General features: G+C 55.3%; 24 protein-coding genes, 4 tRNA genes and 1 rRNA gene. All 29 read left to right on the top strand.

Annotated features, from left to right (window positions below; all coding sequences use genetic code 11):
• Nucleotides 1-122 precede the first annotated feature (122 nt).
• A 5S ribosomal RNA gene (gene rrf, locus ACZZZU_RS16735) occupies nt 123-238 on the top strand.
• A gap of 176 nt (nt 239-414) precedes the next feature.
• A complete protein-coding gene (gene birA, locus ACZZZU_RS16740) occupies nt 415-1,368 on the top strand; it encodes a bifunctional biotin--[acetyl-CoA-carboxylase] ligase/biotin operon repressor BirA (protein ID WP_463552146.1) in 954 nt (317 codons plus the stop codon).
• The gene (locus ACZZZU_RS16745; RefSeq protein WP_463551249.1) at nt 1,358-2,101 is read left to right on the top strand and encodes a pantothenate kinase; all 744 of its coding nucleotides are present in this window, start codon (nt 1,358-1,360) and stop codon (nt 2,099-2,101) included. The genes birA and ACZZZU_RS16745 overlap by 11 nt, the downstream gene beginning before the upstream one ends.
• Nucleotides 2,102-2,108: 7 nt before the next feature.
• Nucleotides 2,109-2,789 carry an SPOR domain-containing protein gene (locus ACZZZU_RS16750; RefSeq protein WP_463551250.1) on the top strand — a complete coding sequence of 227 codons (681 nt, stop codon included), beginning with the start codon at nt 2,109-2,111 and terminating at the stop codon, nt 2,787-2,789.
• Nucleotides 2,790-2,930: 141 nt separating this feature from the next.
• Nucleotides 2,931-3,014: transfer RNA gene (locus ACZZZU_RS16755), tRNA-Tyr, on the top strand.
• A 24-nt stretch (nt 3,015-3,038) separates the two neighbouring features.
• A tRNA-Gly gene (locus ACZZZU_RS16760) sits at nt 3,039-3,112 on the top strand.
• A gap of 28 nt (nt 3,113-3,140) precedes the next feature.
• A tRNA-Thr gene (locus ACZZZU_RS16765) sits at nt 3,141-3,216 on the top strand.
• Between the two features lie 83 nt (nt 3,217-3,299).
• On the top strand, nt 3,300-4,493 hold the full coding sequence (gene tuf, locus ACZZZU_RS16770; RefSeq protein ID WP_122453844.1) for an elongation factor Tu: 1,194 nt from the start codon (nt 3,300-3,302) through the stop codon (nt 4,491-4,493).
• 52 nt (nt 4,494-4,545) lie between these two features.
• Nucleotides 4,546-4,621 (top strand) — tRNA-Trp (locus ACZZZU_RS16775).
• 49 nt (nt 4,622-4,670) lie between these two features.
• Nucleotides 4,671-5,039, top strand: coding sequence for a preprotein translocase subunit SecE (gene secE, locus ACZZZU_RS16780; RefSeq protein ID WP_122453845.1), 369 nt, complete (start codon nt 4,671-4,673; stop codon nt 5,037-5,039).
• A gap of 9 nt (nt 5,040-5,048) precedes the next feature.
• Nucleotides 5,049-5,582 carry a transcription termination/antitermination protein NusG gene (gene nusG / locus ACZZZU_RS16785; RefSeq protein WP_108096543.1) on the top strand — a complete coding sequence of 178 codons (534 nt, stop codon included), beginning with the start codon at nt 5,049-5,051 and terminating at the stop codon, nt 5,580-5,582.
• Between the two features lie 116 nt (nt 5,583-5,698).
• Nucleotides 5,699-6,130 carry a 50S ribosomal protein L11 gene (gene rplK, locus ACZZZU_RS16790; protein WP_108096542.1) on the top strand — a complete coding sequence of 144 codons (432 nt, stop codon included), beginning with the start codon at nt 5,699-5,701 and terminating at the stop codon, nt 6,128-6,130.
• Nucleotides 6,130-6,825, top strand: a complete 696-nt coding sequence (gene rplA / locus ACZZZU_RS16795; protein ID WP_122453846.1) for a 50S ribosomal protein L1 — start codon at nt 6,130-6,132, stop codon at nt 6,823-6,825. The genes rplK and rplA overlap by 1 nt, the downstream gene beginning before the upstream one ends.
• Nucleotides 6,826-7,025: 200 nt before the next feature.
• Nucleotides 7,026-7,526: a 50S ribosomal protein L10 gene (gene rplJ, locus ACZZZU_RS16800; RefSeq protein ID WP_108096540.1), complete on the top strand. Its 501-nt coding sequence runs from the start codon at nt 7,026-7,028 to the stop codon at nt 7,524-7,526.
• 78 nt (nt 7,527-7,604) lie between these two features.
• Nucleotides 7,605-7,973: a 50S ribosomal protein L7/L12 gene (gene rplL, locus ACZZZU_RS16805; RefSeq protein WP_122453847.1), complete on the top strand. Its 369-nt coding sequence runs from the start codon at nt 7,605-7,607 to the stop codon at nt 7,971-7,973.
• 220 nt (nt 7,974-8,193) lie between these two features.
• Entirely contained in the window at nt 8,194-12,267 is a 4,074-nt protein-coding gene (gene rpoB, locus ACZZZU_RS16810) for a DNA-directed RNA polymerase subunit beta (RefSeq protein WP_122453848.1), read from the top strand.
• 62 nt (nt 12,268-12,329) lie between these two features.
• A complete protein-coding gene (rpoC, locus tag ACZZZU_RS16815) occupies nt 12,330-16,523 on the top strand; it encodes a DNA-directed RNA polymerase subunit beta' (protein WP_122493539.1) in 4,194 nt (1,397 codons plus the stop codon).
• 181 nt (nt 16,524-16,704) lie between these two features.
• On the top strand, nt 16,705-17,076 hold the full coding sequence (rpsL, locus tag ACZZZU_RS16820) for a 30S ribosomal protein S12 (RefSeq protein WP_003186084.1): 372 nt from the start codon (nt 16,705-16,707) through the stop codon (nt 17,074-17,076).
• Nucleotides 17,077-17,226: 150 nt separating this feature from the next.
• Nucleotides 17,227-17,697: a 30S ribosomal protein S7 gene (rpsG, locus tag ACZZZU_RS16825; RefSeq protein ID WP_002555493.1), complete on the top strand. Its 471-nt coding sequence runs from the start codon at nt 17,227-17,229 to the stop codon at nt 17,695-17,697.
• A 30-nt stretch (nt 17,698-17,727) separates the two neighbouring features.
• Nucleotides 17,728-19,833, top strand: a complete 2,106-nt coding sequence (fusA, locus tag ACZZZU_RS16830; RefSeq protein WP_463551251.1) for an elongation factor G — start codon at nt 17,728-17,730, stop codon at nt 19,831-19,833.
• A gap of 32 nt (nt 19,834-19,865) precedes the next feature.
• A complete protein-coding gene (gene tuf, locus ACZZZU_RS16835; protein ID WP_122453844.1) occupies nt 19,866-21,059 on the top strand; it encodes an elongation factor Tu in 1,194 nt (397 codons plus the stop codon).
• A 141-nt stretch (nt 21,060-21,200) separates the two neighbouring features.
• On the top strand, nt 21,201-21,512 hold the full coding sequence (gene rpsJ / locus ACZZZU_RS16840; protein WP_003186070.1) for a 30S ribosomal protein S10: 312 nt from the start codon (nt 21,201-21,203) through the stop codon (nt 21,510-21,512).
• Between the two features lie 83 nt (nt 21,513-21,595).
• Complete coding sequence (gene rplC, locus ACZZZU_RS16845; protein WP_122453851.1) at nt 21,596-22,231, top strand: 50S ribosomal protein L3; 636 nt, start codon at nt 21,596-21,598, stop codon at nt 22,229-22,231.
• A gap of 12 nt (nt 22,232-22,243) precedes the next feature.
• Complete coding sequence (gene rplD / locus ACZZZU_RS16850) at nt 22,244-22,846, top strand: 50S ribosomal protein L4 (protein ID WP_122493538.1); 603 nt, start codon at nt 22,244-22,246, stop codon at nt 22,844-22,846.
• Entirely contained in the window at nt 22,843-23,142 is a 300-nt protein-coding gene (gene rplW, locus ACZZZU_RS16855; protein ID WP_002555488.1) for a 50S ribosomal protein L23, read from the top strand. Before rplD ends, rplW begins: the two co-directional genes overlap by 4 nt.
• A 14-nt stretch (nt 23,143-23,156) precedes the next feature.
• Nucleotides 23,157-23,981 carry a 50S ribosomal protein L2 gene (gene rplB / locus ACZZZU_RS16860; protein WP_108096532.1) on the top strand — a complete coding sequence of 275 codons (825 nt, stop codon included), beginning with the start codon at nt 23,157-23,159 and terminating at the stop codon, nt 23,979-23,981.
• A gap of 16 nt (nt 23,982-23,997) precedes the next feature.
• Nucleotides 23,998-24,273: a 30S ribosomal protein S19 gene (rpsS, locus tag ACZZZU_RS16865; protein ID WP_003255482.1), complete on the top strand. Its 276-nt coding sequence runs from the start codon at nt 23,998-24,000 to the stop codon at nt 24,271-24,273.
• An 11-nt stretch (nt 24,274-24,284) separates the two neighbouring features.
• On the top strand, nt 24,285-24,617 hold the full coding sequence (gene rplV, locus ACZZZU_RS16870) for a 50S ribosomal protein L22 (RefSeq protein ID WP_003103908.1): 333 nt from the start codon (nt 24,285-24,287) through the stop codon (nt 24,615-24,617).
• Between the two features lie 13 nt (nt 24,618-24,630).
• Nucleotides 24,631-25,317 carry a 30S ribosomal protein S3 gene (gene rpsC / locus ACZZZU_RS16875; protein ID WP_027982006.1) on the top strand — a complete coding sequence of 229 codons (687 nt, stop codon included), beginning with the start codon at nt 24,631-24,633 and terminating at the stop codon, nt 25,315-25,317.
• The last annotated feature ends 6 nt before the right edge of the window (nt 25,318-25,323 follow it).

Genomic DNA, 25,323 nt, shown 5'->3' on the forward strand with positions numbered 1-25,323 from the left:
TTAGCGCAAATTGACGGTGTGAAGACGATACAAACCGAAAATTCGGCAAACACACAAATTACCCGCAACACCATCACATACCCAATTTGGAGCTGCGCTAACGCGACGCTCCACCCGAATTGCTTGACGACCATAGAGCGTTGGAACCACCTGATCCCATCCCGAACTCAGTAGTGAAACGACGCATCGCCGATGGTAGTGTGGGGTCTCCCCATGTGAGAGTAGGTCATCGTCAAGCTTAAATTCCAAACCCCCTACTCGTGAAAACGGGTAGGGGGTTTGTTTTTGGGCGCGGAAAAGTGAAGCGCGCCCGGCGAGCTGTCTCGAGTGTCCTGATCACCAGCTTCGTATGCTTTCTATGCAATCCCCAAGTGCATCGATATGATGCGTGCCTTTCAGTTGGGCTTACTGCAAATGCCGGATTTACTGACGCTTCTGCAAGATGGTCGCTTTCATTCGGGCGAGGCTCTTGGCCGGGCCCTAGGTATAAGTCGTGCGGCTGTCTGGAAACAGCTTAAAGAGTTGGAGTCAGCGCACGGTCTCCTTATCCACAAAGTGCGCGGGCGAGGATATTCCCTCGAAAGCCCTATCTCTCTATTGGAGCGTGATCATCTGCTGCCCAATCCAGGGGGATGGTCCCCCTATGTGGTTGAAAGCATTGATTCGACTAATGCTGAAGCGTTCAGATGCCTCGAAAGAGGATTTTCACCCCCATTTTTTGTAGTCGCCGAGCGGCAGACCGCTGGGCGCGGCCGGCGCGGCCGGCAATGGGCTAGTCCCTTTGGGGAAAATGTTTATTACAGCCTTCTCTTGCGCGCGGAGGGCGGGGCGGCTCAGTTTGAGGGGCTGAGTCTGGTCGTTGGGCTAGCGGTGCTGGGTGCGATACGCGAATTGGGTGTAGCAGGTGGGGGGCTTAAATGGCCAAACGATATCCTGGTGCGCGGTAAAAAGATCGCCGGCATATTGCTGGAGTTGTCCGGTGATCCGGCAGATGTTTGCCATGTAGTGATCGGTGTTGGGATCAACGTCAATATGCGCAGTCAGAATGTGATCGACCAGCCTTGGACGTCCATGCGCCTTGAAAGCGGCAAAATGATCGACCGCAGTGTGCTTATTAATAGCTTGAACGTGCATTTAAGTCGCTACTTGCGGACGCACCTCAAAGAAGGGTTTAAAGCGATTCGGGAGGAGTGGGAGGTCGAGCATTTGTGGCAAGGCCAAAAGGTTCGCCTTTCTGCGGGGAGTCAGAGCATTGATGGGGTTGTGCTTGGAGTAAATGCCCAGGGCGCCTTGCGCCTCTTGGTTGCTGGAACTGAGCACCAATATAGTGGCGGTGAGCTTAGTTTGAGGTTGCGTGATGATTCTTGAGCTTGACTGCGGCAACAGCTTTATTAAGTGGCGCGTGCTGGATCAAGCGGCAGTTTTCAATAGTGGTGTAGTGGGGAGCGCTGATGAGCTTCTTGCTGCACTCTGGGCGTTACCAGGCGTAGTGTTCAGCGCGGCGAGATTGGTAAGTGTTAGGAGTGATGAGGAGACAGCATCGATTGTGGAGCTCTTGTCTCAACAGTTTGGTGTGTTGGCATTGTGCGCGCGCCCGGCGCCGTCCGCTGCCGGTGTCAAGAACGGCTACAGCGATTACGAGCGGTTAGGGTTGGATCGATGGATGGCGGTGCTTGGCGCGTATCGTCTTGCTGGTGGTGCCTGTCTGGTTCTGGATCTCGGCACTGCCGTGACGTCAGACTTTGTTGATGCCGGCGGGGAGCACCTGGGTGGGTTTATTTGCCCGGGGCTGCCGCTGATGCGAAGTCAGCTGCGGACGCACACCCGCCGGATTCGTTACGAAGATGACGCTGCTGAAGAGGCTATGCAGGTCTTGGTTCCGGGGCGCTCCACGGTTGAGGCTGTGGAGCGAGGTTGTTCGTTGATGCTGCGAGGGTTCGTTCAAACTCAGCTTGAGCTGGCTCGCGGATATTGGGCTGACTCTTTTTCTGTCTTTCTTACAGGGGGAGATGCGGGGTCCGTCAAAGAAATTCTGCCTGCTGCGCGTGCAATGCCCGACCTGATTTTCGTCGGCCTTGCTATCGCATGTCCGTTGCCTTGAGGTCCATATGCGTTGGTTGTTTTTGTTTCTGCTGGTTTTGAATCTTTTCTACTACGTCTGGCATCAGCAGCAGGCCCCGCTTCGCGTCAAGGAAGTTGCGCCTTTATCTTTGCATCAGGAGGTGCGTCGTGACATTCGCTTGCTTAGTGAGTCCGACGGCGCGCAGCGTCGCCGCGAGCGTTCTGACGACGAGCCTGCTGAGGCTGCCGAGGTGTGTATGTATCTCGGTGGTTTCGATCATGAAGAATCCGCAAGGCTGGTGGAGCAGCGTCTGATTACGTTGGATATTCAGTCTAGCGTCCAGGTTGTGGATGCTCCGGCAGGGCTCGATTATTGGGTTTACTTGCCGCCGCTCGCCTCGCGCCAGGCATCCTTGCGTCAGTTAAAAGAGCTGCAGGCAAGAAAAATAGACAGCTACATCATCACTCAAGGCGATCTTTCGAACGGTATTTCGCTAGGCATGTTTCCTCGTAATGAGTCTGCAGAAAGCGTGATGCAGAGGCTGCGTGAGGTGGGGTACGAGCCTCAGATGCGTGAGTTGCCTCGTGCGCATCGCAATTTCTGGGTGCGAATTGCTCCGGGTAGTCGCCGGTTGGTTGATGATGGATTGCTGCAACTGTTGGCAAGAGATTTTGGCGGCCTGCAACATCAATTAATGCCTTGCGAAAGCGTTGCATCGCCCAATTAGTTTGAATAGAATGGCGCCCGCTTTGCAGGGTTGCCTTTCGGGGTGTTCTGAAAAGTTGCTGTCGATTGCGCTAACCTCAAGTTTTTTATGAGGAATTGCTTGACAGTAGGGTGGCATGCGAAGAGAATGCCGCCTCACTTTGGAGGGGTTCCCGAGTGGCCAAAGGGATCAGACTGTAAATCTGACACGCGAGTTTCGAAGGTTCGAATCCTTCCCCCTCCACCATATTTAGCGAGAGCTGCAGGCTCCGCGGGTATAGTTCAACGGTAGAACCTCAGCCTTCCAAGCTGATGGTGCGGGTTCGATTCCCGCTACCCGCTCCATGTTTGCGGCGTTTGTTTTAAAGAGTTTGCTCTTGTAGCTCAGTTGGTAGAGCACACCCTTGGTAAGGGTGAGGTCAGCGGTTCAAATCCGCTCAAGAGCTCCATTATTAAAAGGCAGATATGCAAATATCTGCCTTTGTTTTAATGGTTGCGTGGTTCGCGCACTTAATCGATGGGAGACGCTCTGATGGCTAAAGAAAAGTTTGAACGGAACAAACCGCACGTCAACGTTGGCACCATCGGTCACGTTGACCACGGTAAAACCACTCTGACCGCTGCGCTGACTCGTGTTTGCTCCGAGGTTTTCGGTTCGGCTCGCGTTGACTTCGACAAGATCGACAGCGCTCCAGAAGAAAAAGCTCGTGGTATCACCATCAACACCGCTCACGTTGAATACGATTCGGCCGTGCGTCACTACGCGCACGTTGACTGCCCAGGTCACGCTGACTACGTAAAAAACATGATCACTGGTGCTGCTCAGATGGACGGCGCGATCCTGGTTTGCTCGGCCGCTGATGGTCCGATGCCGCAAACTCGTGAGCACATCCTGCTGTCCCGTCAGGTAGGCGTTCCTTACATCGTTGTCTTCCTGAACAAGGCTGACATGGTGGACGACGCTGAGCTGCTGGAACTGGTAGAGATGGAAGTTCGTGATCTGCTGAGCACTTACGAGTTCCCAGGCGACGACACTCCGATCATCATCGGTTCGGCTCTGATGGCTTTGAACGGCCAAGACGACAACGAAATGGGCACCAGCGCTGTCAAGAAGCTGGTTGAGACTCTGGATAGCTACATTCCTGAGCCAGTTCGTGTTATCGACAAGCCATTCCTGATGCCAATCGAAGACGTATTCTCGATCTCGGGTCGCGGTACTGTAGTTACCGGTCGTATCGAGCGCGGTATCGTCAAGGTTCAAGAGCCTCTGGAAATCGTTGGTCTGCGTGACACCACTCAGACTACCTGCACCGGCGTTGAAATGTTCCGCAAACTGCTCGACGAAGGTCGTGCTGGCGAGAACTGCGGCGTTCTGCTGCGTGGTACCAAGCGTGAAGACGTTGAGCGTGGTCAAGTACTGGCCAAGCCGGGTTCGGTTAAGCCGCACACCAAGTTCGAAGCTGAGGTTTACATCCTGAGCAAAGACGAAGGTGGTCGTCACACTCCGTTCTTCAAAGGCTACCGTCCTCAGTTCTACTTCCGTACTACCGACGTTACTGGTAGCTGCGAACTGCCGGAAGGCGTTGAGATGGTAATGCCAGGCGACAACATCAAGATGGTTGTTACCTTGATCAAGTCGATCGCCATGGAAGATGGTCTGCGTTTCGCGATTCGCGAAGGCGGCCGTACCGTTGGTGCTGGCGTAGTTGCCAAAATCATCGAGTAATCGTTGATAAGTCCCCGTCAGGCCGGCATAATGGTCGGCCTGATTTTGTTTTAGGTCAGTAGCTCAATTGGCAGAGCGACGGTCTCCAAAACCGTAGGTTGGGGGTTCGATTCCCTCCTGACCTGCCAGTTTCATCAAGAAATTGAAGCTGGCACTCCTTTCACAGGATCCTCGTAAATGACTGTTAAGGCTGAAGCCAAAGAATCGCGCTTTGATCTGCTCAAGTGGCTCGTTGTAGTCGCTTTGGTGGTGGTTGGCGTGGTTGGCAATCAGTTCTTCTCTGGTGAGCCGATTCTGTACCGTGTCCTCGGTTTGTTGGCAATTGCAGCTGTTGCGGCTGCTGTTGCGTTGCAAACTGCTAAAGGGCAGGCATTTTTCGGGCTGGCTAAAGAAGCTCGGGTTGAAATACGAAAGGTCGTTTGGCCGACTCGCCAGGAAACCATGCAAACCACGCTCATCGTAGTGGCGGTTGTGCTGGTGATGGCGCTGTTGCTGTGGGGGCTTGACTCCCTGCTAGGCTGGCTTGTTTCCATGATCGTTGGTTAAAGGTGTCCCGTGGCTAAGCGTTGGTACGTTGTGCATGCTTACTCGGGTTACGAGAAGCATGTAATGCGCTCTCTGATCGAGCGCGTCAAGCTGGCCGGCATGGAAGATGGGTTCGGCGAGATTCTGGTCCCCACTGAAGAAGTGGTTGAGATGCGTAATGGCCAGAAGCGCAAAAGTGAACGCAAGTTCTTCCCCGGTTATGTTCTGGTACAGATGGACATGAACGAAGGCACTTGGCACTTGGTCAAGGATACGCCTCGCGTCATGGGCTTTATTGGCGGTACCGCTGATAAGCCAGCGCCGATTACCGATAAAGAGGCTGATGCAATTCTGCGTCGCGTCGCTGATGGTAGCGACAAGCCGAAGCCGAAAACGCTGTTTGAACCAGGTGAGATGGTCCGCGTAATTGACGGTCCGTTCGCTGATTTCAGCGGCGTTGTCGAAGAAGTGAACTATGAAAAAAGCCGGATTCAGGTGGCTGTGACTATTTTTGGTCGCTCCACTCCGGTTGAGCTGGAGTTTAGTCAGGTCGAAAAGGCATAGCTGACAAAGCATCCCGTACCCCGCAGCCTCAGGCTGCGGGGTTTTGTCGTCACTGGGATAAACACGTAAGTAAACCGGGGAGCCGTAAGGCGTCAGAACCCGAATTGGAGTAGCTAATGGCTAAGAAAATCACGGCTTATATCAAGCTGCAAGTAAAGGCTGCACAAGCTAACCCTAGCCCGCCCGTCGGCCCGGCTCTCGGTCAGCATGGCGTGAACATCATGGAATTCTGCAAGGCGTTCAACGCCAAGACTCAGGGCATGGAACCTGGTCTGCCGACTCCAGTGATCATCACTGTTTATAGCGATCGTAGCTTCACCTTCGAAACCAAAAGCACCCCAGCTTCGGTTCTGTTGAAGAAAGCTGCTGGTCTGACTAGCGGTTCGGCTCGCCCGAACAGCGTCAAGGTTGGCACCGTTACTCGTGCTCAGCTCGAAGAGATCGCCAAGACCAAGCAGGCTGATCTGACCGCTGCTGATATGGACGCAGCCGTACGCACCATCGCTGGCTCTGCTCGCAGCATGGGCCTTAACGTGGAGGGTGTGTAATGGCTAAGTTGACCAAGCGCCAAAAGGCTATTGCCGAGAAAGTTGTTGCCGGCAAGTCTTACAGCTTTGAAGAAGCGGCCACCCTGCTGGGCGAGCTGTCGAAAGTTAAGTTCACCGAGTCGTTTGACATCGCTGTGAATCTGGGCGTTGACCCACGTAAATCCGACCAGGTTGTGCGTAGCGCTACCGTTCTGCCGCACGGCACCGGTAAAACCGTTCGCGTCGCAGTGTTCACTCAGGGCCCGGCAGCTGAAGCTGCTCTGGCCGCCGGCGCTGATCGCGTTGGTATGGATGAGCTGGCTGCTGAAATGAAAGCCGGCGAGCTGAACTACGACGTAGTTATCGCTTCCCCGGACGCCATGCGCGTTGTAGGTCAGTTGGGTCAGATCCTCGGTCCACGTGGCCTGATGCCTAACCCTAAAGTCGGCACCGTAACTCCAGACGTAGCCACTGCCGTGAAAAACGCCAAGGCTGGTCAGGTTCGTTATCGCACCGACAAAAACGGCATCATCCACACTTCCGTTGGCAAAGTTGGCTTCGAAGCCATCAAGCTGAAGGAAAACGTTGAGGCCCTGATCGCTGATCTCAAGCGCATCAAGCCAGCTTCTTCGAAAGGTATCTACGTTAAGCGCGTTACCCTGAGCACCACTATGGGCCCAGGCCTGGTTATCGATCAGGGCTCGCTGGACGCGTAAGACAAATCAGTCGGAGCAAGTAATTGCTCCGATTGTTGAAAGATTGGGGTCCCTGCCTGGCGGGGGCTATCCAAGACCGTAGGCGACGCAAGTCTTAAACCACAAGCCTACGCAGATGGTGCTCGCGGTTCCTTACGGAATCTGACACCAAACGACATCTGGCTCCGGCCAGATGAAACGTAACAAGCAGGAGTTAACCCGTGGCAATTAAACTCGAAGACAAGAAGGCCATCGTCGCTGAAGTCAACGAGGCTGCCAAAGTCGCTCTGTCCGCTGTCGTGGCTGATGCCCGTGGTGTGACAGTAGGCGCAATGACCGGACTCCGTAAAGAGGCTCGTGAAGCTGGCGTTTACGTACGCGTTGTACGTAACACCCTGCTCAAGCGCGCCGTTGCCGGCACTCAATATGACGTGCTCAACGACGTGTTCACTGGCCCGACCCTGGTTGCATTCTCTAACGAACATCCGGGCGCTGCTGCCCGTTTGTTCAAAGAGTTCGCCAAAGGTCAGGATAAGTTCGAGATCAAGGCAGCTGCGTTCGAGGGCAAGTTCCTCGCAGCTAATCAGATCGACGTACTGGCAAGCCTGCCGACCCGTGACGAAGCAATTTCTCAGCTGATGAGCGTGATTCAAGGCGCAACCAGCAAATTGGCTCGTACTCTGGCGGCCCTTCGCGACCAGAAAGAAGCTGCCGCAGCCTGAGGCTGAGCAACTCCTTTCGCGTTTATTGTTTATTTCGATGGCCGCGTAGGCTGTCACCCCAATACAGGAATTAGAGTCATGGCTCTGTCTAATCAAGAAATCATCGACGCAATCGGCGAGAAATCCGTTCTGGAAATCGTTGAGCTGATCAAAGCAATGGAAGAGAAGTTCGGCGTTAGCGCTGCTGCTGCTTCCGCTGGCCCAGCTGCTGGCCCAGCTGCTGTTGCTGAAGAGCAAACCGAATTCAACGTAATGTTGCTTGAATCCGGCGAGAAGAAAGTAAACGTGATCAAGGTCGTTCGTGAACTGACCGGTCTGGGTCTGAAAGAAGCTAAAGCTGTTGTTGACAGCGCTCCTGGCATCGTTAAAGAAGGCGTGTCGAAAGACGAAGCCGAAGCTGCCAAGAAAGCCCTGGAAGAAGCAGGCGCTAAAGTCGAGCTCAAGTAAGCGACGACCTTGCGTCTACAGCCCAAGCGTTGAGCGAAAGGCTGATGGCTGGTGGCAATTGCCACCGGCCTTTTTCCGTTATAGGCCGCCTTCGAGGGTTGGCCTGTAGCTGAAGCAGTAACCGCCCCGAGGGGTGGCGCAAACCGAGAGTTTGCAAGATTTTCTGGCTGCTCCCGTCGGGAGGAGCCAAATAAGCAGGTGACCAAGCTGGGGAACGCTGATGGCTTACTCATATACTGAGAAAAAACGTATCCGCAAGGACTTTAGCAAGTTGCCGGATGTCATGGATGTGCCTTATCTGTTGGCCATCCAGCTGGATTCGTATCGCGAATTCCTGCAGGCGGGAGCTACAAAGGATCAGTTCCGCGACATCGGCCTGCATGCGGCCTTCAAGTCCGTTTTCCCGATTATCAGCTATTCCGGCAATGCTGCTCTGGAATATGTCGGTTATCGCCTGGGCGAACCGGCATTTGACGTGAAAGAGTGCGTGCTGCGTGGCGTGACATTCGCCGTGCCGCTGCGGGTAAAAGTCCGGCTGATCATTTTCGATAAGGAATCGTCGAACAAAGCGATCAAGGACATCAAAGAGCAAGAAGTCTACATGGGGGAAATCCCCCTGATGACCGAGAACGGTACCTTCGTTATCAACGGTACCGAGCGCGTCATCGTGTCCCAGCTGCACCGCTCCCCAGGTGTGTTCTTCGACCACGACCGTGGCAAGACTCACAGCTCGGGCAAGCTGCTGTACTCGGCGCGCATCATTCCTTACCGCGGTTCGTGGTTGGACTTCGAGTTCGACCCGAAAGACGCCGTATTCGTACGTATCGACCGTCGCCGCAAGTTGCCGGCCTCGGTATTGCTGCGCGCTCTGGGTTACACCACCGAGCAAGTGCTCGACGCGTTCTACGAGACCAACGTGTTCCACGTACAGGGCGAGAATCTCAGCCTTGAGTTGGTTCCGCACCGTCTGCGTGGCGAAATTGCTGTTCTCGATATCAAAGACGAGAAGGGCAAGGTCATCGTTGAGCAAGGCCGCCGTATCACTGCGCGCCACATCAACCAGTTGGACAAGTCCGGGATCAAGACCCTGGAAGTGCCGCTGGACTACGTAATCGGTCGTACCTCGGCAAAAGCCATCGTGCATCCGGCTACCGGCGAAATCATCGCCGAATGCAACACCGAGCTGAACACCGAGATCCTGGCGAAAATTGCCAAGGCTCAGGTCGTGCGTATCGAAACGTTGTACACCAACGATATCGACCGCGGTCCGTTCATCTCCGACACATTGAAAATCGACGGCACTACCAATCAATTGGAAGCGCTGGTTGAGATCTATCGCATGATGCGTCCAGGCGAGCCACCTACCAAGGACGCCGCCGAGACCCTGTTCAACAACCTGTTCTTCAGCGCTGAGCGCTACGACCTCTCCGCTGTAGGTCGCATGAAGTTCAACCGTCGTATCGGTCGTACCGAAATCGAAGGTTCGGGCGTATTGAGCAAGGAAGACATCGTCGAAGTTCTCAAGACGCTGGTCGACATCCGTAACGGCAAAGGGATCGTCGATGACATCGACCACCTGGGTAACCGTCGCGTGCGTTGTGTTGGCGAGATGGCCGAGAACCAGTTCCGCGTGGGTCTGGTGCGCGTAGAGCGCGCGGTCAAAGAGCGTCTGTCGATGGCTGAAAGCGAAGGCCTGATGCCGCAAGATCTGATCAACGCCAAGCCTGTGGCTGCGGCGGTGAAAGAGTTCTTCGGTTCGAGCCAGCTTTCGCAGTTCATGGACCAGAACAACCCGCTGTCCGAGATCACTCACAAGCGCCGCGTTTCTGCTCTCGGCCCGGGTGGTTTGACTCGTGAGCGTGCCGGCTTCGAAGTTCGTGACGTACACCCGACGCACTATGGTCGTGTTTGCCCGATCGAAACGCCGGAAGGTCCGAACATCGGTCTGATCAACTCCCTGGCAGCCTATGCCCGCACCAACCAGTACGGCTTTCTCGAGAGCCCGTACCGTGTGGTGAAGGACACCCTGGTTACTGACGAAATCGTGTTCCTCTCTGCAATTGAAGAGGCAGACCACGTTATCGCTCAGGCATCGGCAACGATGAACCAGAAAGGTCAGCTGGTAGACGAGCTGGTAGCTGTTCGTCACTTGAACGAGTTCACCGTCAAGGTGCCGGAAGACGTCACGCTGATGGACGTTTCGCCGAAGCAGGTTGTGTCCGTCGCCGCTTCGTTGATTCCGTTCCTCGAGCACGACGACGCCAACCGTGCGTTGATGGGTTCGAACATGCAGCGTCAGGCTGTTCCGACACTGCGTTCGGACAAGCCGCTGGTTGGTACCGGCATGGAGCGCAACGTTGCGCGTGACTCCGGCGTTTGCGTCGTTGCTCGCCGTGGCGGTGTGATTGATTCCGTTGATGCCAGCCGTATCGTGGTTCGTGTTGCTGATGACGAAGTTGAGACTGGCGAAGCCGGTGTCGACATCTACAACCTGACCAAGTACACCCGTTCGAACCAGAACACCTGCATCAACCAACGTCCGCTGGTGAGCAAGGGTGACAAGGTCGAGCGCAGCGACATCCTGGCCGACGGTCCGTCCACCGATATGGGTGAGCTGGCTCTGGGTCAGAACATGCGCATCGCGTTCATGGCCTGGAACGGCTACAACTTCGAAGACTCCATTCTCCTGTCGGAGCGTGTGGTTCAGGAAGACCGTTTCACCACGATCCACATTCAGGAACTGACCTGTGTGGCACGTGACACCAAGCTCGGGCCAGAAGAGATTACGTCGGACATTCCGAACGTGGGCGAAGCTGCGCTGAACAAGCTGGACGAAGCCGGTATCGTTTACGTGGGTGCTGAAGTTGGCGCCGGCGACATTCTGGTAGGTAAGGTCACTCCGAAAGGCGAGACCCAGCTGACTCCGGAAGAAAAACTGCTGCGTGCGATCTTCGGCGAGAAGGCTTCCGACGTTAAAGACACGTCCCTGCGCGTACCGACTGGTACCAAAGGTACTGTTATCGACGTACAGGTCTTCACCCGTGACGGTGTAGAGCGTGACGCTCGGGCACTGTCGATTGAGAAGATGCAACTCGACGAGATCCGTAAGGACCTCAACGAAGAGTTCCGTATTGTTGAAGGTGCAACCTTCGAACGTCTGCGTTCTGCCCTGGTTGGCAAGAAAGCTGAAGGCGGCGCAGGTCTGAAGAAAGGCGCCGAGATCACGGACGAGTTCCTCGACGGCCTCGAGCGTGGTCAGTGGTTCAAGCTGCGTATGGCTGAAGATGCTCTGAACGAGCAGCTTGAGAAAGCGCAGGCTTATATCGTTGATCGCCGCCAATTGCTCGACGACAAGTTCGAAGACAAGAAGCGCAAGCTGCAGCAAGGCGATGACCTGGCTCCTGGCGTGCTGAAAATCGTCAAGGTTTACCTGGCAATCCGTCGTCGCATCCAGCCGGGCGACAAGATGGCCGGTCGTCACGGTAACAAGGGTGTGGTCTCCGTGATCATGCCGGTTGAAGACATGCCGCACGATGCCTATGGCACTCCGGTCGATATCGTTCTCAACCCGCTGGGCGTACCTTCGCGTATGAACGTCGGTCAGATCCTCGAAACTCACCTGGGCCTCGCGGCCAAAGGTCTGGGCGAGAAGATCAACCGCATGCTCGAAGAGCAGCGCAAGGTTGCTGAGCTGCGTAAGTTCCTGCACCAGATCTACAACGAGATCGGTGGCCGTCAAGAAACGCTGGCAGACCTGTCTGACCAGGAAATTCTGGATCTGGCGAAGAACCTGCGTGGCGGCGTGCCGATGGCAACGCCTGTATTCGACGGTGCTAAGGAAAGCGAAATCAAGGCCATGCTGAAACTGGCAGATCTGCCGGAAAGCGGCCAGATGCAGCTGTTCGATGGCCGTACCGGCAATCAGTTCGAGCGCCGCGTAACCGTTGGCTACATGTACATGCTGAAACTGAACCACCTGGTGGACGACAAGATGCACGCTCGTTCTACCGGTTCCTACAGCCTGGTTACCCAGCAGCCGCTGGGTGGTAAGGCGCAGTTCGGTGGTCAGCGCTTCGGGGAGATGGAAGTTTGGGCGTTGGAAGCATATGGCGCCGCGTACACCCTGCAGGAAATGCTGACCGTTAAGTCGGATGACGTGAACGGCCGTACCAAGATGTACAAAAACATCGTGGACGGTGATCACCGCATGGAGCCGGGCATGCCCGAGTCCTTCAACGTGTTGATCAAAGAAATCCGTTCGCTCGGTATCGATATCGATCTGGAAACCGAATAACACGAAGCGCAATGGGAGCGGGGCTGTAGAGCCCGCTCCTTGCTCCGCCAGGAGGAAAGGCCTTGAAAGACCTACTGAATTTGCTGAAAAACCAGGGTCAAGTCGAAGAGTTCGATGCCATCCGTATTGGGTTGGCGTCGCCAGAGATGATCCGTTCGTGGTCCTTCGGTGAAGTTAAAAAGCCGGAAACCATCAACTACCGTACGTTCAAACCTGAGCGTGACGGCCTGTTCTGCGCCAAGATCTTTGGCCCAGTAAAAGACTATGAGTGCTTGTGCGGTAAGTACAAGCGCCTCAAGCACCGTGGCGTGATCTGCGAGAAGTGCGGCGTTGAAGTTGCGCTGGCCAAGGTTCGTCGTGAGCGCATGGCGCACATCGAACTGGCTTCGCCGGTTGCCCACATCTGGTTCCTGAAATCGCTGCCGTCCCGTATCGGCCTGCTGCTGGACATGACCCTGCGTGATATCGAGCGCGTTCTCTATTTCGAGAGCTATGTCGTTATCGATCCGGGCATGACTACCCTGGAAAAGGGTCAGTTGCTGAACGACGAGCAATATTTCGAAGCCATCGAAGAGTTCGGTGACGACTTCGACGCCCGTATGGGTGCCGAGGCTGTTCGCGAGCTCCTCACCGCTATCGATCTGGAGCACGAAATCGGCCGCCTGCGTGAAGAGATTCCGCAGACCAACTCTGAAACCAAGATCAAGAAGCTGTCCAAGCGTCTGAAGTTGATGGAAGCCTTCCAGGGTTCCGGAAACCACCCAGAGTGGATGGTGCTGACCGTTCTGCCGGTTCTGCCGCCAGATCTGCGTCCATTGGTTCCGCTGGATGGTGGTCGTTTCGCCACGTCCGACCTCAACGATCTGTATCGTCGGGTAATCAACCGTAACAATCGTCTGAAGCGCCTGCTCGATCTGTCCGCACCGGACATCATCGTGCGCAACGAAAAGCGCATGCTGCAGGAAGCGGTTGACGCCTTGCTCGATAACGGCCGTCGCGGTCGTGCCATCACTGGCTCGAACAAGCGTCCGCTGAAATCCTTGGCCGACATGATCAAGGGTAAGCAAGGTCGTTTCCGTCAGAACTTGCTCGGTAAGCGCGTGGACTACTCCGGTCGTTCCGTTATTACCGTGGGCCCGACTCTGCGTCTGCACCAGTGCGGTCTGCCGAAGAAGATGGCCCTCGAGCTGTTCAAACCGTTCATTTTCGGCAAGTTGGAAATGCGTGGCCTGGCCACCACCATCAAAGCCGCGAAGAAAATGGTTGAGCGCGAGCTGCCAGAGGTTTGGGACGTTCTCGCTGAAGTGATTCGCGAACACCCCGTGCTCCTCAACCGTGCGCCGACCCTTCACCGTCTGGGTATCCAGGCGTTTGAACCAGTACTGATCGAAGGTAAAGCTATTCAGCTGCACCCGCTGGTCTGCGCCGCGTACAACGCCGACTTCGACGGCGACCAAATGGCCGTACACGTACCGCTGACACTGGAAGCCCAGTTGGAAGCGCGCGCGTTGATGATGTCGACCAACAACATTCTGTCGCCAGCCAACGGTGAGCCAATCATCGTTCCGTCGCAGGACGTTGTATTGGGTCTGTACTACATGACCCGCGAAGCGATCAACGCCAAAGGCGAAGGCCGCGTGTTTGCAGACCTGCAGGAAGTCGACCGCGTATTCCGCGCCGGCGAAGCAGCGCTGCACGCCAAAGTTAAGGTGCGTATCAACGAGGTCATCAAAGACCGCGATGGCAGCATCACCAAGAACACCCGCATCGTTGACACCACCGTCGGCCGCGCGCTGTTGTTCCAGGTGGTTCCTGCTGGCCTGCCGTACGACGTCGTCAACCAGCCGATGAAGAAAAAGGCGATCTCCAAGCTGATCAACCAGTGCTATCGCACCGTTGGCTTGAAGGACACCGTGATTTTCGCTGACCAGTTGATGTACACCGGCTTCGCCTATTCAACTATCTCCGGCGTTTCCATCGGTGTGAATGACTTCGTCATCCCTGATGAGAAAGCGCGCATCATTGATGCGGCTACCGAAGAAGTTAAAGAAATCGAAAGCCAGTACGCCTCGGGCCTGGTTACCCAGGGCGAGAAGTACAACAAGGTGATCGACCTCTGGTCCAAGGCCAACGACGAAGTGTCGAAGGCGATGATGGCGAACCTCTCGAAAGAGAAAGTCATCGACCGTCATGGTAAAGAAGTGGATCAGGAGTCCTTCAACTCCATGTACATGATGGCTGACTCCGGTGCCCGGGGTTCGGCAGCTCAGATTCGTCAGCTGGCTGGTATGCGTGGCCTGATGGCCAAGCCGGACGGCTCGATCATCGAGACGCCGATCACCGCGAACTTCCGTGAAGGCCTGAGCGTACTTCAGTACTTCATCTCCACGCACGGTGCTCGTAAAGGTCTGGCGGATACCGCGTTGAAAACCGCGAACTCCGGTTACCTGACTCGTCGTCTGGTTGACGTAGCTCAGGATCTGGTTGTTACCGCGATCGATTGCGGTACTGAGCACGGCTTGCTGATGACTCCGCACATTGAAGGCGGTGACGTAGTTGAGCCTCTGGGTGAGCGCGTACTGGGCCGAGTTATTGCCCGCGACGTGTTCAAACCAGGCACTGAAGAAGTCATCGTTCCAGCCGGCACATTGGTTGATGAGCAGTGGGTTGAGTTCATCGAGCTGAACAGCATCGATGAAGTGATCGTGCGTTCGCCGATCAGCTGCGAAACCCGCTACGGTATTTGCGCCAAGTGCTACGGTCGCGACCTGGCTCGTGGTCACCAGATCAACATCGGCGAAGCTGTTGGCGTAATTGCTGCTCAGTCGATCGGTGAGCCGGGTACCCAGCTGACCATGCGTACGTTCCACATCGGTGGTGCGGCAAGCCGGACCTCAGCTGCTGACAGCATTCAGGTGAAAAATGGCGGCACAATCCGTCTGCATAACCTGAAACACGTTGAGCGTGCTGACGGCAACCTGGTTGCAGTATCGCGTTCCGGTGAGCTGGCTCTGGCCGATGAATTCGGTCGTGAGCGCGAGCGTTACAAGCTGCCGTACGGCGCCGTTATTTCCGTCAAGGAAGGCGACAAAGTGGATGCCGGCGCTATCGTCGCCAAATGGGATCCGCACACCCACCCGATCGTTACCGAAATGAAAGGTACCGTGACGTATGTGGGCATGGAAGAAGGCATCACCATCAAGCGTCAGACTGACGAATTGACGGGTTTGACCAATATTGAAGTACTGGATCCGAAAGATCGCCCGGCCGCCGGCAAGGACATCCGTCCCGCTGTGAAGATGGTTGGCATCGATGGCAAAGACTTGCTGCTGCCAGGTACCGACGTACCGGCTCAGTATTTCCTGCCAGCCAACGCCCTGGTCGGTGTGGCGGATGGTGTGCAAGTGGGTGTCGGTGATGTTATCGCCCGTATCCCGCAGGAAACTTCGAAAACCCGCGACATCACCGGTGGTCTGCCGCGTGTTGCCGACTTGTTCGAGGCGCGTCGTCCGAAAGAAGCCTCGATCCTGGCGGAAGTCAGCGGCACCATCGCGTTCGGTAAGGAAACCAAAGGCAAGCGCCGTCTGGTTATCACCCCGAACGACGGTAGCGATCCGTACGAAGAGCTGATTCCGAAATGGCGTCACCTGAACGTCTTCGAAGGCGAACAAGTGAACCGCGGCGAAGTCATCTCCGACGGTCCGAGCGATCCGCACGACATCCTCCGTTTGTTGGGCGTCAGCGCGCTGGCCAAGTACATCGTCAACGAGATCCAGGACGTTTACCGCCTGCAGGGCGTGAAGATCAACGACAAGCACATCGAAACCATCCTGCGTCAGATGCTGCGTAAAGTTGAGATCACCGAATCCGGCGACTCCAGTTTCATTAAGGGCGACCAGATGGAACTGACACACGTACTGGGTGAGAACGAGCGTCTGAGTGCTGACGACAAGTTCATCTCCAAGTTTGACCGCGTGCTGTTGGGCATCACCAAGGCGTCGCTGTCCACCGAATCGTTCATCTCGGCGGCTTCCTTCCAGGAAACCACGCGCGTCCTCACTGAGGCTGCGGTTACCGGCAAGCGCGACTTCCTGCGCGGCTTGAAAGAGAACGTGGTGGTAGGTCGTCTGATTCCAGCCGGTACGGGCCTGGCTTATCACAGCGAGCGTAAGCGTCGTCGTGAAGCCGGCAAGCCGGTTCAAGTGAGCGCCAGCGAAGCTGAAGCTCAACTGTCGGAAGCGTTGAACAACCTGTAATCGCTACAGGTTGCCAATCGGGTCAGGGCCCGGTGAAGCGAAAGCCTCACCGGGCCTTGTCTTGACGGGGTGCCAGAAGCTCTTTAGACTCTTGTACCCCTAAATTTGGCGGGACTCATGTCCTGCCATTTTGTTTTTCTTGTAAGACAATAGCGTCGAAAGACAACAGTGGAGCTAGTAGATGGCAACTATCAACCAGCTGGTACGTCAGCCGCGTAAGCGTATCGTCGAGAAATCAGACGTTCCTGCGCTGCAGAACTGCCCGCAACGTCGTGGCGTATGCACCCGTGTGTATACCACCACGCCGAAAAAACCTAACTCGGCACTGCGTAAAGTATGCCGTGTTCGTCTGACCAACGGTTTCGAGGTTTCCTCGTACATCGGCGGTGAAGGCCACAACCTGCAAGAACACAGCGTGGTACTGATCCGCGGCGGTCGTGTAAAAGACTTGCCAGGTGTTCGTTACCACACCGTTCGCGGTTCCCTGGATACTTCCGGTGTTAAAGGTCGTAACCAAGGCCGTTCGAAATACGGTACCAAGCGTCCGAAGTAAGTGCAGCGTCCGAGTAATCGGTCGTTTCACCCAAAATAGATTTTCATTTTTCTGAGTCGATAAGAGTAAGGTCGGGCGTTCAACCCAGGATTGTCATCCAGAGGTTTTATTGTTCCCGGGCTAACCTGAAGACCGTTTGAGGGCTTATCCATGCCAAGAAGACGTGTAGCAGCCAAGCGCGAAGTGCTTGACGATCCAAAATACGGTAGCCAAATCCTGGCCAAGTTCATGAACCACGTGATGGAAAGCGGCAAGAAAGCCGTTGCCGAGCGTATCGTTTATGGCGCGCTGGAAAAGGTTAAAGAGCGTAAGAACAGCGATCCCCTGGAAATCTTCGAGAAAGCTCTCGACGCCATCGCTCCGCTGGTCGAAGTGAAGTCGCGCCGTGTTGGCGGTGCTACTTACCAGGTTCCGGTCGAAGTTCGTCCGTCCCGTCGTAACGCCCTGGCCATGCGCTGGTTGGTAGATTTCGCCCGTAAACGTGGCGAGAAATCCATGGCCCTGCGTTTGGCTGGCGAACTGTTGGATGCTGCTGAAGGCAAAGGTGCTGCAGTTAAGAAGCGTGAAGACGTGCACCGTATGGCTGAAGCCAACAAAGCATTTTCGCACTACCGCTTCTAAATTCAGCGCTTCTAATATTGCGAGGGCTTTATGGCTCGTCTTACACCGATCAACCGCTACCGTAACATCGGTATCGTCGCGCACGTGGATGCTGGCAAAACCACTACCACTGAGCGCGTACTGTTCTACACCGGCGTGAACCACAAAATGGGCGAGGTGCATGATGGCGCCGCGACCATGGACTGGATGGTTCAGGAGCAGGAGCGTGGTATTACCATTACTTCTGCTGCTACCACCGCTTTCTGGTCCGGTTCCGTCAAGCAGCACAAAGACAGCTACCGCTTCAACATCATCGACACCCCCGGGCACGTTGACTTCACCATCGAAGTAGAGCGCTCGTTGCGCGTACTCGACGGCGCAGTCGTTGTGTTCTGCGGTACTTCGGGTGTTGAGCCGCAGTCGGAAACCGTATGGCGTCAAGCCAACAAATACGGCGTTCCACGTCTTGTTTACGTAAACAAGATGGACCGTGCTGGCGCAAACTTCCTGCGCGTTGTTGGTCAGATCAAGCAGCGTCTGGGTCACACTCCGGTGCCAATCCAATTGGCTATTGGTGCCGAAGACAACTTTCAGGGTCAGATCGATCTGATCACCATGGAAGCGGTTTACTGGGATGACGCCGACAAGGGCATGGCTCCTCGTCGCGAAGCTATTCCAGCCGAGCTGCAGGAGTTGGCTAACGAGTGGCGCAGCAACATGGTTGAGGCTGCTGCCGAAGCCAGCGATGAGCTGATGAACAAGTACCTCGAAGGTGAAGAACTCACCAACGTGGAAATCAAGGCCGCTTTGCGTCAGCGTACTATCGCTGGCGAAATCGTCCTGGCTGTTTGCGGTTCCTCGTTCAAGAACAAGGGCGTTCCCCTGGTTCTCGACGCCGTCGTTGACTACCTGCCGGCCCCTGTCGACATTCCTGCCATCAAGGGTTCCGACCCGGATGACGAGACTGTTGAAATGGAGCGTCATGCAGACGACAGCGAGCCCTTCTCGGCTCTGGCGTTCAAGATCGCTACAGACCCATTCGTGGGTACTTTGACCTTTGCCCGCGTTTACTCGGGCGTGTTGAGCTCCGGCGACGGCGTTATCAACTCGGTTAAAGGCAAAAAAGAGCGCGTGGGTCGTATGGTGCAAATGCACGCAAACACCCGCGAAGAGATCAAAGAAGTACGCGCTGGCGACATCGCTGCCCTGATCGGCATGAAGGACGTCACCACCGGTGACACCCTGTGCTCCGCTGACAAGCCAATTATCCTGGTTCGTATGGACTTCCCGGAGCCGGTTATCTCGGTTGCCGTAGAGCCCAAGACCAAGGACGACCAGGAAAAAATGGGTATCGCTCTGGGTAAGCTCGCTCAGGAAGACCCATCGTTCCGCGTCAAAACCGACGAAGAGACTGGTCAGACCATCATCTCCGGAATGGGTGAGTTGCACCTCGACATTCTCGTCGACCGTATGAAGCGCGAATTCGGTGTTGAAGCCAACATCGGTAAGCCGCAGGTTTCGTACCGCGAGAAGATCACCAAGAACTGCGAAATCGAAGGTAAGTTCGTTCGTCAGTCCGGTGGTCGTGGCCAGTTCGGTCACTGCTGGATCCGCTTCGCACCTGCTGACGAAGGTCAGGAAGGTCTGCAGTTCGTCAACGAAGTGGTAGGTGGTGTGGTTCCGAAGGAGTACATCCCGGCAATCCAGAAGGGCATCGAAGAGCAGATGAAGAACGGCGTTGTTGCCGGCTATCCGCTGATCGGCCTGAAGGCTACCGTGTTTGATGGTTCCTACCACGACGTTGACTCCAACGAGATGGCGTTCAAGATCGCAGCTTCCATGGCGACCAAGCAGCTGGCCCAGAAAGGTGGCGGTGTTGTGCTTGAGCCGATCATGAAAGTTGAAGTGGTAACCCCGGAAGATTACATGGGCGACGTGATGGGTGACTTGAACCGTCGTCGTGGTCTGATTCAGGGCATGGAAGATACGGTTTCAGGCAAGGTTATCCGCGCCGAAGTGCCGTTGGGTGAGATGTTCGGTTACGCGACTGACGTCCGCTCCATGTCTCAGGGTCGCGCGAGCTACTCCATGGAATTCTCCAAATACTCTGAAGCTCCGTCGAACATCGTCGAAGCTCTGATCAAAAAACAAGGCTGATATCAGCCCCTTTAGGCAAGGAGTTTATTGTCGTGGCTAAAGAAAAATTTGAACGTAACAAACCGCACGTCAACGTTGGCACCATCGGTCACGTTGACCACGGTAAAACCACTCTGACCGCTGCTCTGACCCGTGTTTGCTCCGAGGTTTTCGGTTCGGCTCGTGTTGACTTCGACAAGATCGACAGCGCTCCAGAAGAAAAAGCTCGTGGTATCACCATCAACACCGCTCACGTTGAATACGATTCGGCCGTGCGTCACTACGCGCACGTTGACTGCCCAGGTCACGCTGACTACGTAAAAAACATGATCACTGGTGCTGCTCAGATGGACGGCGCGATCCTGGTTTGCTCGGCCGCTGATGGTCCGATGCCGCAAACTCGTGAGCACATCCTGCTGTCCCGTCAGGTAGGCGTTCCTTACATCGTTGTCTTCCTGAACAAGGCTGACATGGTGGACGACGCTGAGCTGCTGGAACTGGTAGAGATGGAAGTTCGTGATCTGCTGAGCACTTACGAGTTCCCAGGCGACGACACTCCGATCATCATCGGTTCGGCTCTGATGGCTTTGAACGGCCAAGACGACAACGAAATGGGCACCAGCGCTGTCAAGAAGCTGGTTGAGACTCTGGATAGCTACATTCCTGAGCCAGTTCGTGTTATCGACAAGCCATTCCTGATGCCAATCGAAGACGTATTCTCGATCTCGGGTCGCGGTACTGTAGTTACCGGTCGTATCGAGCGCGGTATCGTCAAGGTTCAAGAGCCTCTGGAAATCGTTGGTCTGCGTGACACCACTCAGACTACCTGCACCGGCGTTGAAATGTTCCGCAAACTGCTCGACGAAGGTCGTGCTGGCGAGAACTGCGGCGTTCTGCTGCGTGGTACCAAGCGTGAAGACGTTGAGCGTGGTCAAGTACTGGCCAAGCCGGGTTCGGTTAAGCCGCACACCAAGTTCGAAGCTGAGGTTTACATCCTGAGCAAAGACGAAGGTGGTCGTCACACTCCGTTCTTCAAAGGCTACCGTCCTCAGTTCTACTTCCGTACTACCGACGTTACTGGTAGCTGCGAACTGCCGGAAGGCGTTGAGATGGTAATGCCAGGCGACAACATCAAGATGGTTGTTACCTTGATCAAGTCGATCGCCATGGAAGATGGTCTGCGTTTCGCGATTCGCGAAGGCGGCCGTACCGTTGGTGCTGGCGTAGTTGCCAAAATCATCGAGTAATCGTTGATTGGCTAGAAAAAACCCCCGCTTGCGGGGGTTTTTTTATTGAGTTGACACCCGTAGGGGGCATCTATAGAATTGCGCCTCCTTTTAACGGGCGTATTGCGCGCGTTGGGAATAGCAACTGGGAGTCTGTGGACAATGCAAAATCAACAAATCCGGATTCGGTTGAAGGCTTTTGATCATCGCCTGATTGACCAGTCCACCCAGGAAATCGTGGAAACCGCGAAACGTACTGGTGCTCAAGTGCGTGGTCCGATTCCTCTGCCCACTCGCAAAGAGCGTTTCACTGTTCTGGTTTCCCCGCACGTCAACAAAGACGCGCGTGACCAGTACGAGATTCGCACTCACAAGCGCGTTCTGGACATCGTCCAACCAACGGATAAAACCGTTGACGCTCTTATGAAGCTTGATCTTGCAGCTGGCGTAGAAGTTCAGATCAGCCTCGGCTAAAACCGTCTGGTTTTAGTCGTGTAACGCTCTGAAATGGGCGGCCATAGCGGGTGAAAGCCCCGTACACTCATGAGGTTTACAACATGACTATTGGTGTAGTCGGTCGTAAATGCGGTATGACCCGTATTTTCACCGAAGAAGGTGTCTCCATTCCGGTTACGGTCATTGAGATCGAGCCGAATCGCGTCACCCAGTTCAAAACTGAAGAAAGCGATGGCTATCGTGCAGTGCAAGTCACTGTCGGTGAGCGTCGTGCTTCGCGCGTGACTGCTGCTCAGGCAGGTCACTTCGCTAAAGCAAACGTAGCTGCCGGTCGCGGCGTCTGGGAATTCCGTCTTGAAGAAGGCGAGTACCAGGCTGGCGATCTGATCAATGCAGAAATTTTCCAAGCAGGTCAGCTGGTGGATGTCACCGGTCAGTCCAAGGGTAAAGGCTTCGCCGGTACCATCAAGCGCTGGAACTTCCGCGGTCAAGATAACACCCACGGTAACTCCGTCTCCCACCGCGTCCCTGGCTCTATCGGCCAGTGCCAGACTCCTGGTCGTGTATTCAAGGGCAAAAAAATGTCCGGTCATATGGGCGCTGAGCGCGTGACCGTGCAGTCCCTCGAAGTTGTGCGCGTCGACGCTGAACGCAATCTGCTGCTGGTAAAGGGCGCTGTTCCTGGCGCTACCGGTGGCAACCTGGTTGTGCGTCCGGCAGCCAAGGCTCGCGGTTAAGGGGAAGCGAAAATGCAATTAAATGTAAATGACGCTCAAGCGATCGAAGTTTCCGAACTGACTTTCGGCGGCGAGTTCAACGAGACGCTGGTTCACCAAGCAGTCGTGGCCTACATGGCCGGCGGCCGTCAAGGTACTGCTCAGCAGAAGACCCGTTCCGATGTTCGTGGTGGCGGTAAGCGCCCATGGCGTCAGAAGGGTACTGGTCGTGCTCGTGCTGGTACCATCCGTAGCCCAATCTGGCGCGGCGGCGGCACCACTTTCGCTGCTCGTCCTCAGGATCACAGCCAAAAGCTCAACAAGAAGATGTATCGCGCAGCACTGCGCTCCATCCTCGCTGAGCTGGTCCGCACTGATCGTTTGGTTGTGGTTCAGGATTTCGTTGTTGATGCACCGAAAACCAAAGACCTGCTGAACAAACTGAATGGCATGGGCCTGACCGACGTACTGATTGTTTCCGACTCCGTCGACGAGAATCTGTACCTCGCTGCTCGTAACCTTCCACACGTAGATGTCCGCGACGTGCAGGGTTCCGATCCAGTTAGTCTCATCGCCTACGACAAAGTGTTGATCACTGTGTCGGCCGTGAAGAAATTCGAGGAGCTGCTGGGATGAACCAGGAACGCGTATTTAAAGTGCTACTTGGCCCGCACGTCTCTGAGAAAGCCACGGTTTTGGCTGACAAAAAAGGCCAGTTCGTTTTCAAGGTTGCTACCGATGCAACCAAGCTGGAAATCAAAAAGGCCGTCGAAAGCCTGTTCAGCGTGAAAGTAGAGCGTGTTACTACCCTGAATGTTCTGGGTAAGAGCAAGCGTACTGCTCGCGGTCTGGGCAAGCGTAACGACTGGAAGAAGGCAGTTATCTCCCTTCAGCCGGGTCAAGATCTCGACTTCAGCAGCAGTGCTGAGTAAGGAAGGGGAGCATCATGGCAATCGTTAAATGCAAACCGACCTCCGCTGGCCGCCGTTTTGTGGTCAAGGTGGTCAACCAGGAGCTGCACAAAGGCGCTCCTTACGCACCGCTGCTCGAGAAGAAGTCGAAGACTGGTGGTCGTAACAACAATGGCCGTATTACCACTCGTCACATCGGTGGTGGCCATAAGCAGCATTACCGTCTGGTCGATTTCCGTCGCAACGACAAAGATGGCATCGCTGCCACAGTCGAGCGTATTGAATACGATCCAAACCGTACCGCTCACATCGCACTGCTGCTGTATGCAGACGGCGAACGCCGTTACATCATCGCCCCTAAAGGCGTGAGTGCTGGCGACCAGCTGATCTCGGGCGCTCTCGCCCCGATCAAGCCGGGCAACTCGCTGCAACTGCGTAACATCCCAGTGGGTAGCACCATTCATGGTGTTGAGTTGAAGCCGGGTAAAGGCGCTCAGATCGCTCGCTCCGCTGGTGCTTCGGCACAGCTGATCGCTCGTGAAGGCGCATACGTGACCTTGCGTCTGCGTTCCGGTGAAATGCGTAAAGTACTGGCTGAATGCCGTGCGACCCTGGGCGAAGTCTCGAACTCCGAGCACAGCCTGCGTTCGCTGGGTAAAGCTGGTGCCAAGCGCTGGCGTGGCGTTCGCCCAACCGTTCGTGGTGTTGCCATGAACCCGGTTGACCACCCACATGGTGGTGGTGAAGGTCGTACCTCTGGTGGTCGTCATCCGGTGTCTCCATGGGGCTTCCCGACTAAGGGCGCGAAGACTCGTGGTAACAAACGCACCGATAACATGATCGTCCGTCGTCGCAAGTAAATAGAGGGATACGACAGTGCCACGTTCTCTGAAAAAAGGTCCTTTTATCGATCTTCACCTACTGAAGAAGGTCGAAGTGGCGGTGGAAAAGAACGATCGCAAACCGGTGAAAACCTGGTCGCGTCGTTCGATGATCCTGCCACAAATGGTCGGTCTGACCATAGCTGTGCATAACGGTCGTCAACATGTTCCAGTTCTCGTGAACGAAGACATGGTCGGTCACAAACTGGGCGAGTTCGCCGGTACCCGTACATATCGCGGGCACGTGGCTGACAAGAAAGCCAAGCGTTAAGGGGTAAGGAAATGGAAGTAGCCGCTAAGTTGTCGGGCGCTCGAATCTCCGCCCAGAAAGCCCGCTTGGTCGCCGACCAAATCCGCGGGAAGAAGGTGGGCGAAGCGCTCAACCTGCTGGCTTTTAGCAGTAAGAAAGCCGCGGAAATCATGAAGAAAGTGCTGGAGTCGGCTGTAGCCAACGCCGAGCACAACGAAGGCGCTGACGTAGACGACCTTAAAGTCTCTACTGTTTTCGTCAACGAAGGGCGTTCGCTGAAGCGCATCATGCCACGTGCCAAAGGCCGTGCTGATCGCATCGTCAAGCGGTCTTGCCATATCACTGTCAAGGTTGCTGACAAGTAACGGAGTCGAAGAGATGGGTCAGAAAGTACATCCCATTGGCATTCGCCTGGGAATCGTCAAGGAGCACACCTCCGTCTGGTACGCAGACGGTCGGACTTATGCGGACTATTTGTTCGCAGATCTGAAGGTGCGTGAATACCTCCAAGACAAACTAAAAAGCGCGTCCGTAAGCCGTATCGATATCCATCGCCCGGCTCAGACTGCACGCATCACCATCCATACCGCTCGTCCAGGTATCGTTATCGGGAAGAAAGGTGAAGATGTTGAGAAGCTGCGTCAGGACCTGACCAAGCAAATGGGTGTGCCTGTGCACATCAATATCGAAGAGATCCGTAAGCCGGAGCTCGACGGTATGCTGGTTGCGCAGAGCGTAGCTCAGCAGCTGGAGCGTCGCGTGATGTTCCGTCGCGCTATGAAGCGCGCTGTACAGAACGCCATGCGTATTGGTGCCAAGGGCATCAAAATCCAAGTGAGCGGTCGTTTGGGCGGCGCAGAAATTGCCCGTACCGAGTGGTATCGCGAAGGTCGTGTGCCATTGCACACCCTGCGTGCCGATATCGACTATGCCACGTACGAAGCGCACACCACTTATGGTGTGATTGGTGTAAAGGTTTGGATCTTCAAAGGCGAAGTAATTGGTGGTCGCCAAGAAGAACTGAAACCACAAGCACCAGCGCCTCGTAAAAAAGCTGCTAAGTAAGGGGTA

Source organism: Pseudomonas sp. AC136, assembly GCF_979258585.1.

What these genes read in the sequence shown, in the direction of transcription:
- birA (WP_463552146.1), top strand. Translation starts at nt 415, where the DNA reads ATGCCGGATTTACTGACGCTTCTGCAAGATGGTCGCTTTCATTCGGGC.
- ACZZZU_RS16745 (WP_463551249.1), top strand. Translation starts at nt 1,358, where the DNA reads ATGATTCTTGAGCTTGACTGCGGCAACAGCTTTATTAAGTGGCGCGTG.
- ACZZZU_RS16750 (WP_463551250.1), top strand. Translation starts at nt 2,109, where the DNA reads ATGCGTTGGTTGTTTTTGTTTCTGCTGGTTTTGAATCTTTTCTACTAC.
- tuf (WP_122453844.1), top strand. Translation starts at nt 3,300, where the DNA reads ATGGCTAAAGAAAAGTTTGAACGGAACAAACCGCACGTCAACGTTGGC.
- secE (WP_122453845.1), top strand. Translation starts at nt 4,671, where the DNA reads ATGACTGTTAAGGCTGAAGCCAAAGAATCGCGCTTTGATCTGCTCAAG.
- rplK (WP_108096542.1), top strand. Translation starts at nt 5,699, where the DNA reads ATGGCTAAGAAAATCACGGCTTATATCAAGCTGCAAGTAAAGGCTGCA.
- rplA (WP_122453846.1), top strand. Translation starts at nt 6,130, where the DNA reads ATGGCTAAGTTGACCAAGCGCCAAAAGGCTATTGCCGAGAAAGTTGTT.
- rplL (WP_122453847.1), top strand. Translation starts at nt 7,605, where the DNA reads ATGGCTCTGTCTAATCAAGAAATCATCGACGCAATCGGCGAGAAATCC.
- rpoB (WP_122453848.1), top strand. Translation starts at nt 8,194, where the DNA reads ATGGCTTACTCATATACTGAGAAAAAACGTATCCGCAAGGACTTTAGC.
- rpsL (WP_003186084.1), top strand. Translation starts at nt 16,705, where the DNA reads ATGGCAACTATCAACCAGCTGGTACGTCAGCCGCGTAAGCGTATCGTC.
- rpsG (WP_002555493.1), top strand. Translation starts at nt 17,227, where the DNA reads ATGCCAAGAAGACGTGTAGCAGCCAAGCGCGAAGTGCTTGACGATCCA.
- fusA (WP_463551251.1), top strand. Translation starts at nt 17,728, where the DNA reads ATGGCTCGTCTTACACCGATCAACCGCTACCGTAACATCGGTATCGTC.
- rpsJ (WP_003186070.1), top strand. Translation starts at nt 21,201, where the DNA reads ATGCAAAATCAACAAATCCGGATTCGGTTGAAGGCTTTTGATCATCGC.
- rplC (WP_122453851.1), top strand. Translation starts at nt 21,596, where the DNA reads ATGACTATTGGTGTAGTCGGTCGTAAATGCGGTATGACCCGTATTTTC.
- rplD (WP_122493538.1), top strand. Translation starts at nt 22,244, where the DNA reads ATGCAATTAAATGTAAATGACGCTCAAGCGATCGAAGTTTCCGAACTG.
- rplW (WP_002555488.1), top strand. Translation starts at nt 22,843, where the DNA reads ATGAACCAGGAACGCGTATTTAAAGTGCTACTTGGCCCGCACGTCTCT.
- rplB (WP_108096532.1), top strand. Translation starts at nt 23,157, where the DNA reads ATGGCAATCGTTAAATGCAAACCGACCTCCGCTGGCCGCCGTTTTGTG.
- rplV (WP_003103908.1), top strand. Translation starts at nt 24,285, where the DNA reads ATGGAAGTAGCCGCTAAGTTGTCGGGCGCTCGAATCTCCGCCCAGAAA.
- rpsC (WP_027982006.1), top strand. Translation starts at nt 24,631, where the DNA reads ATGGGTCAGAAAGTACATCCCATTGGCATTCGCCTGGGAATCGTCAAG.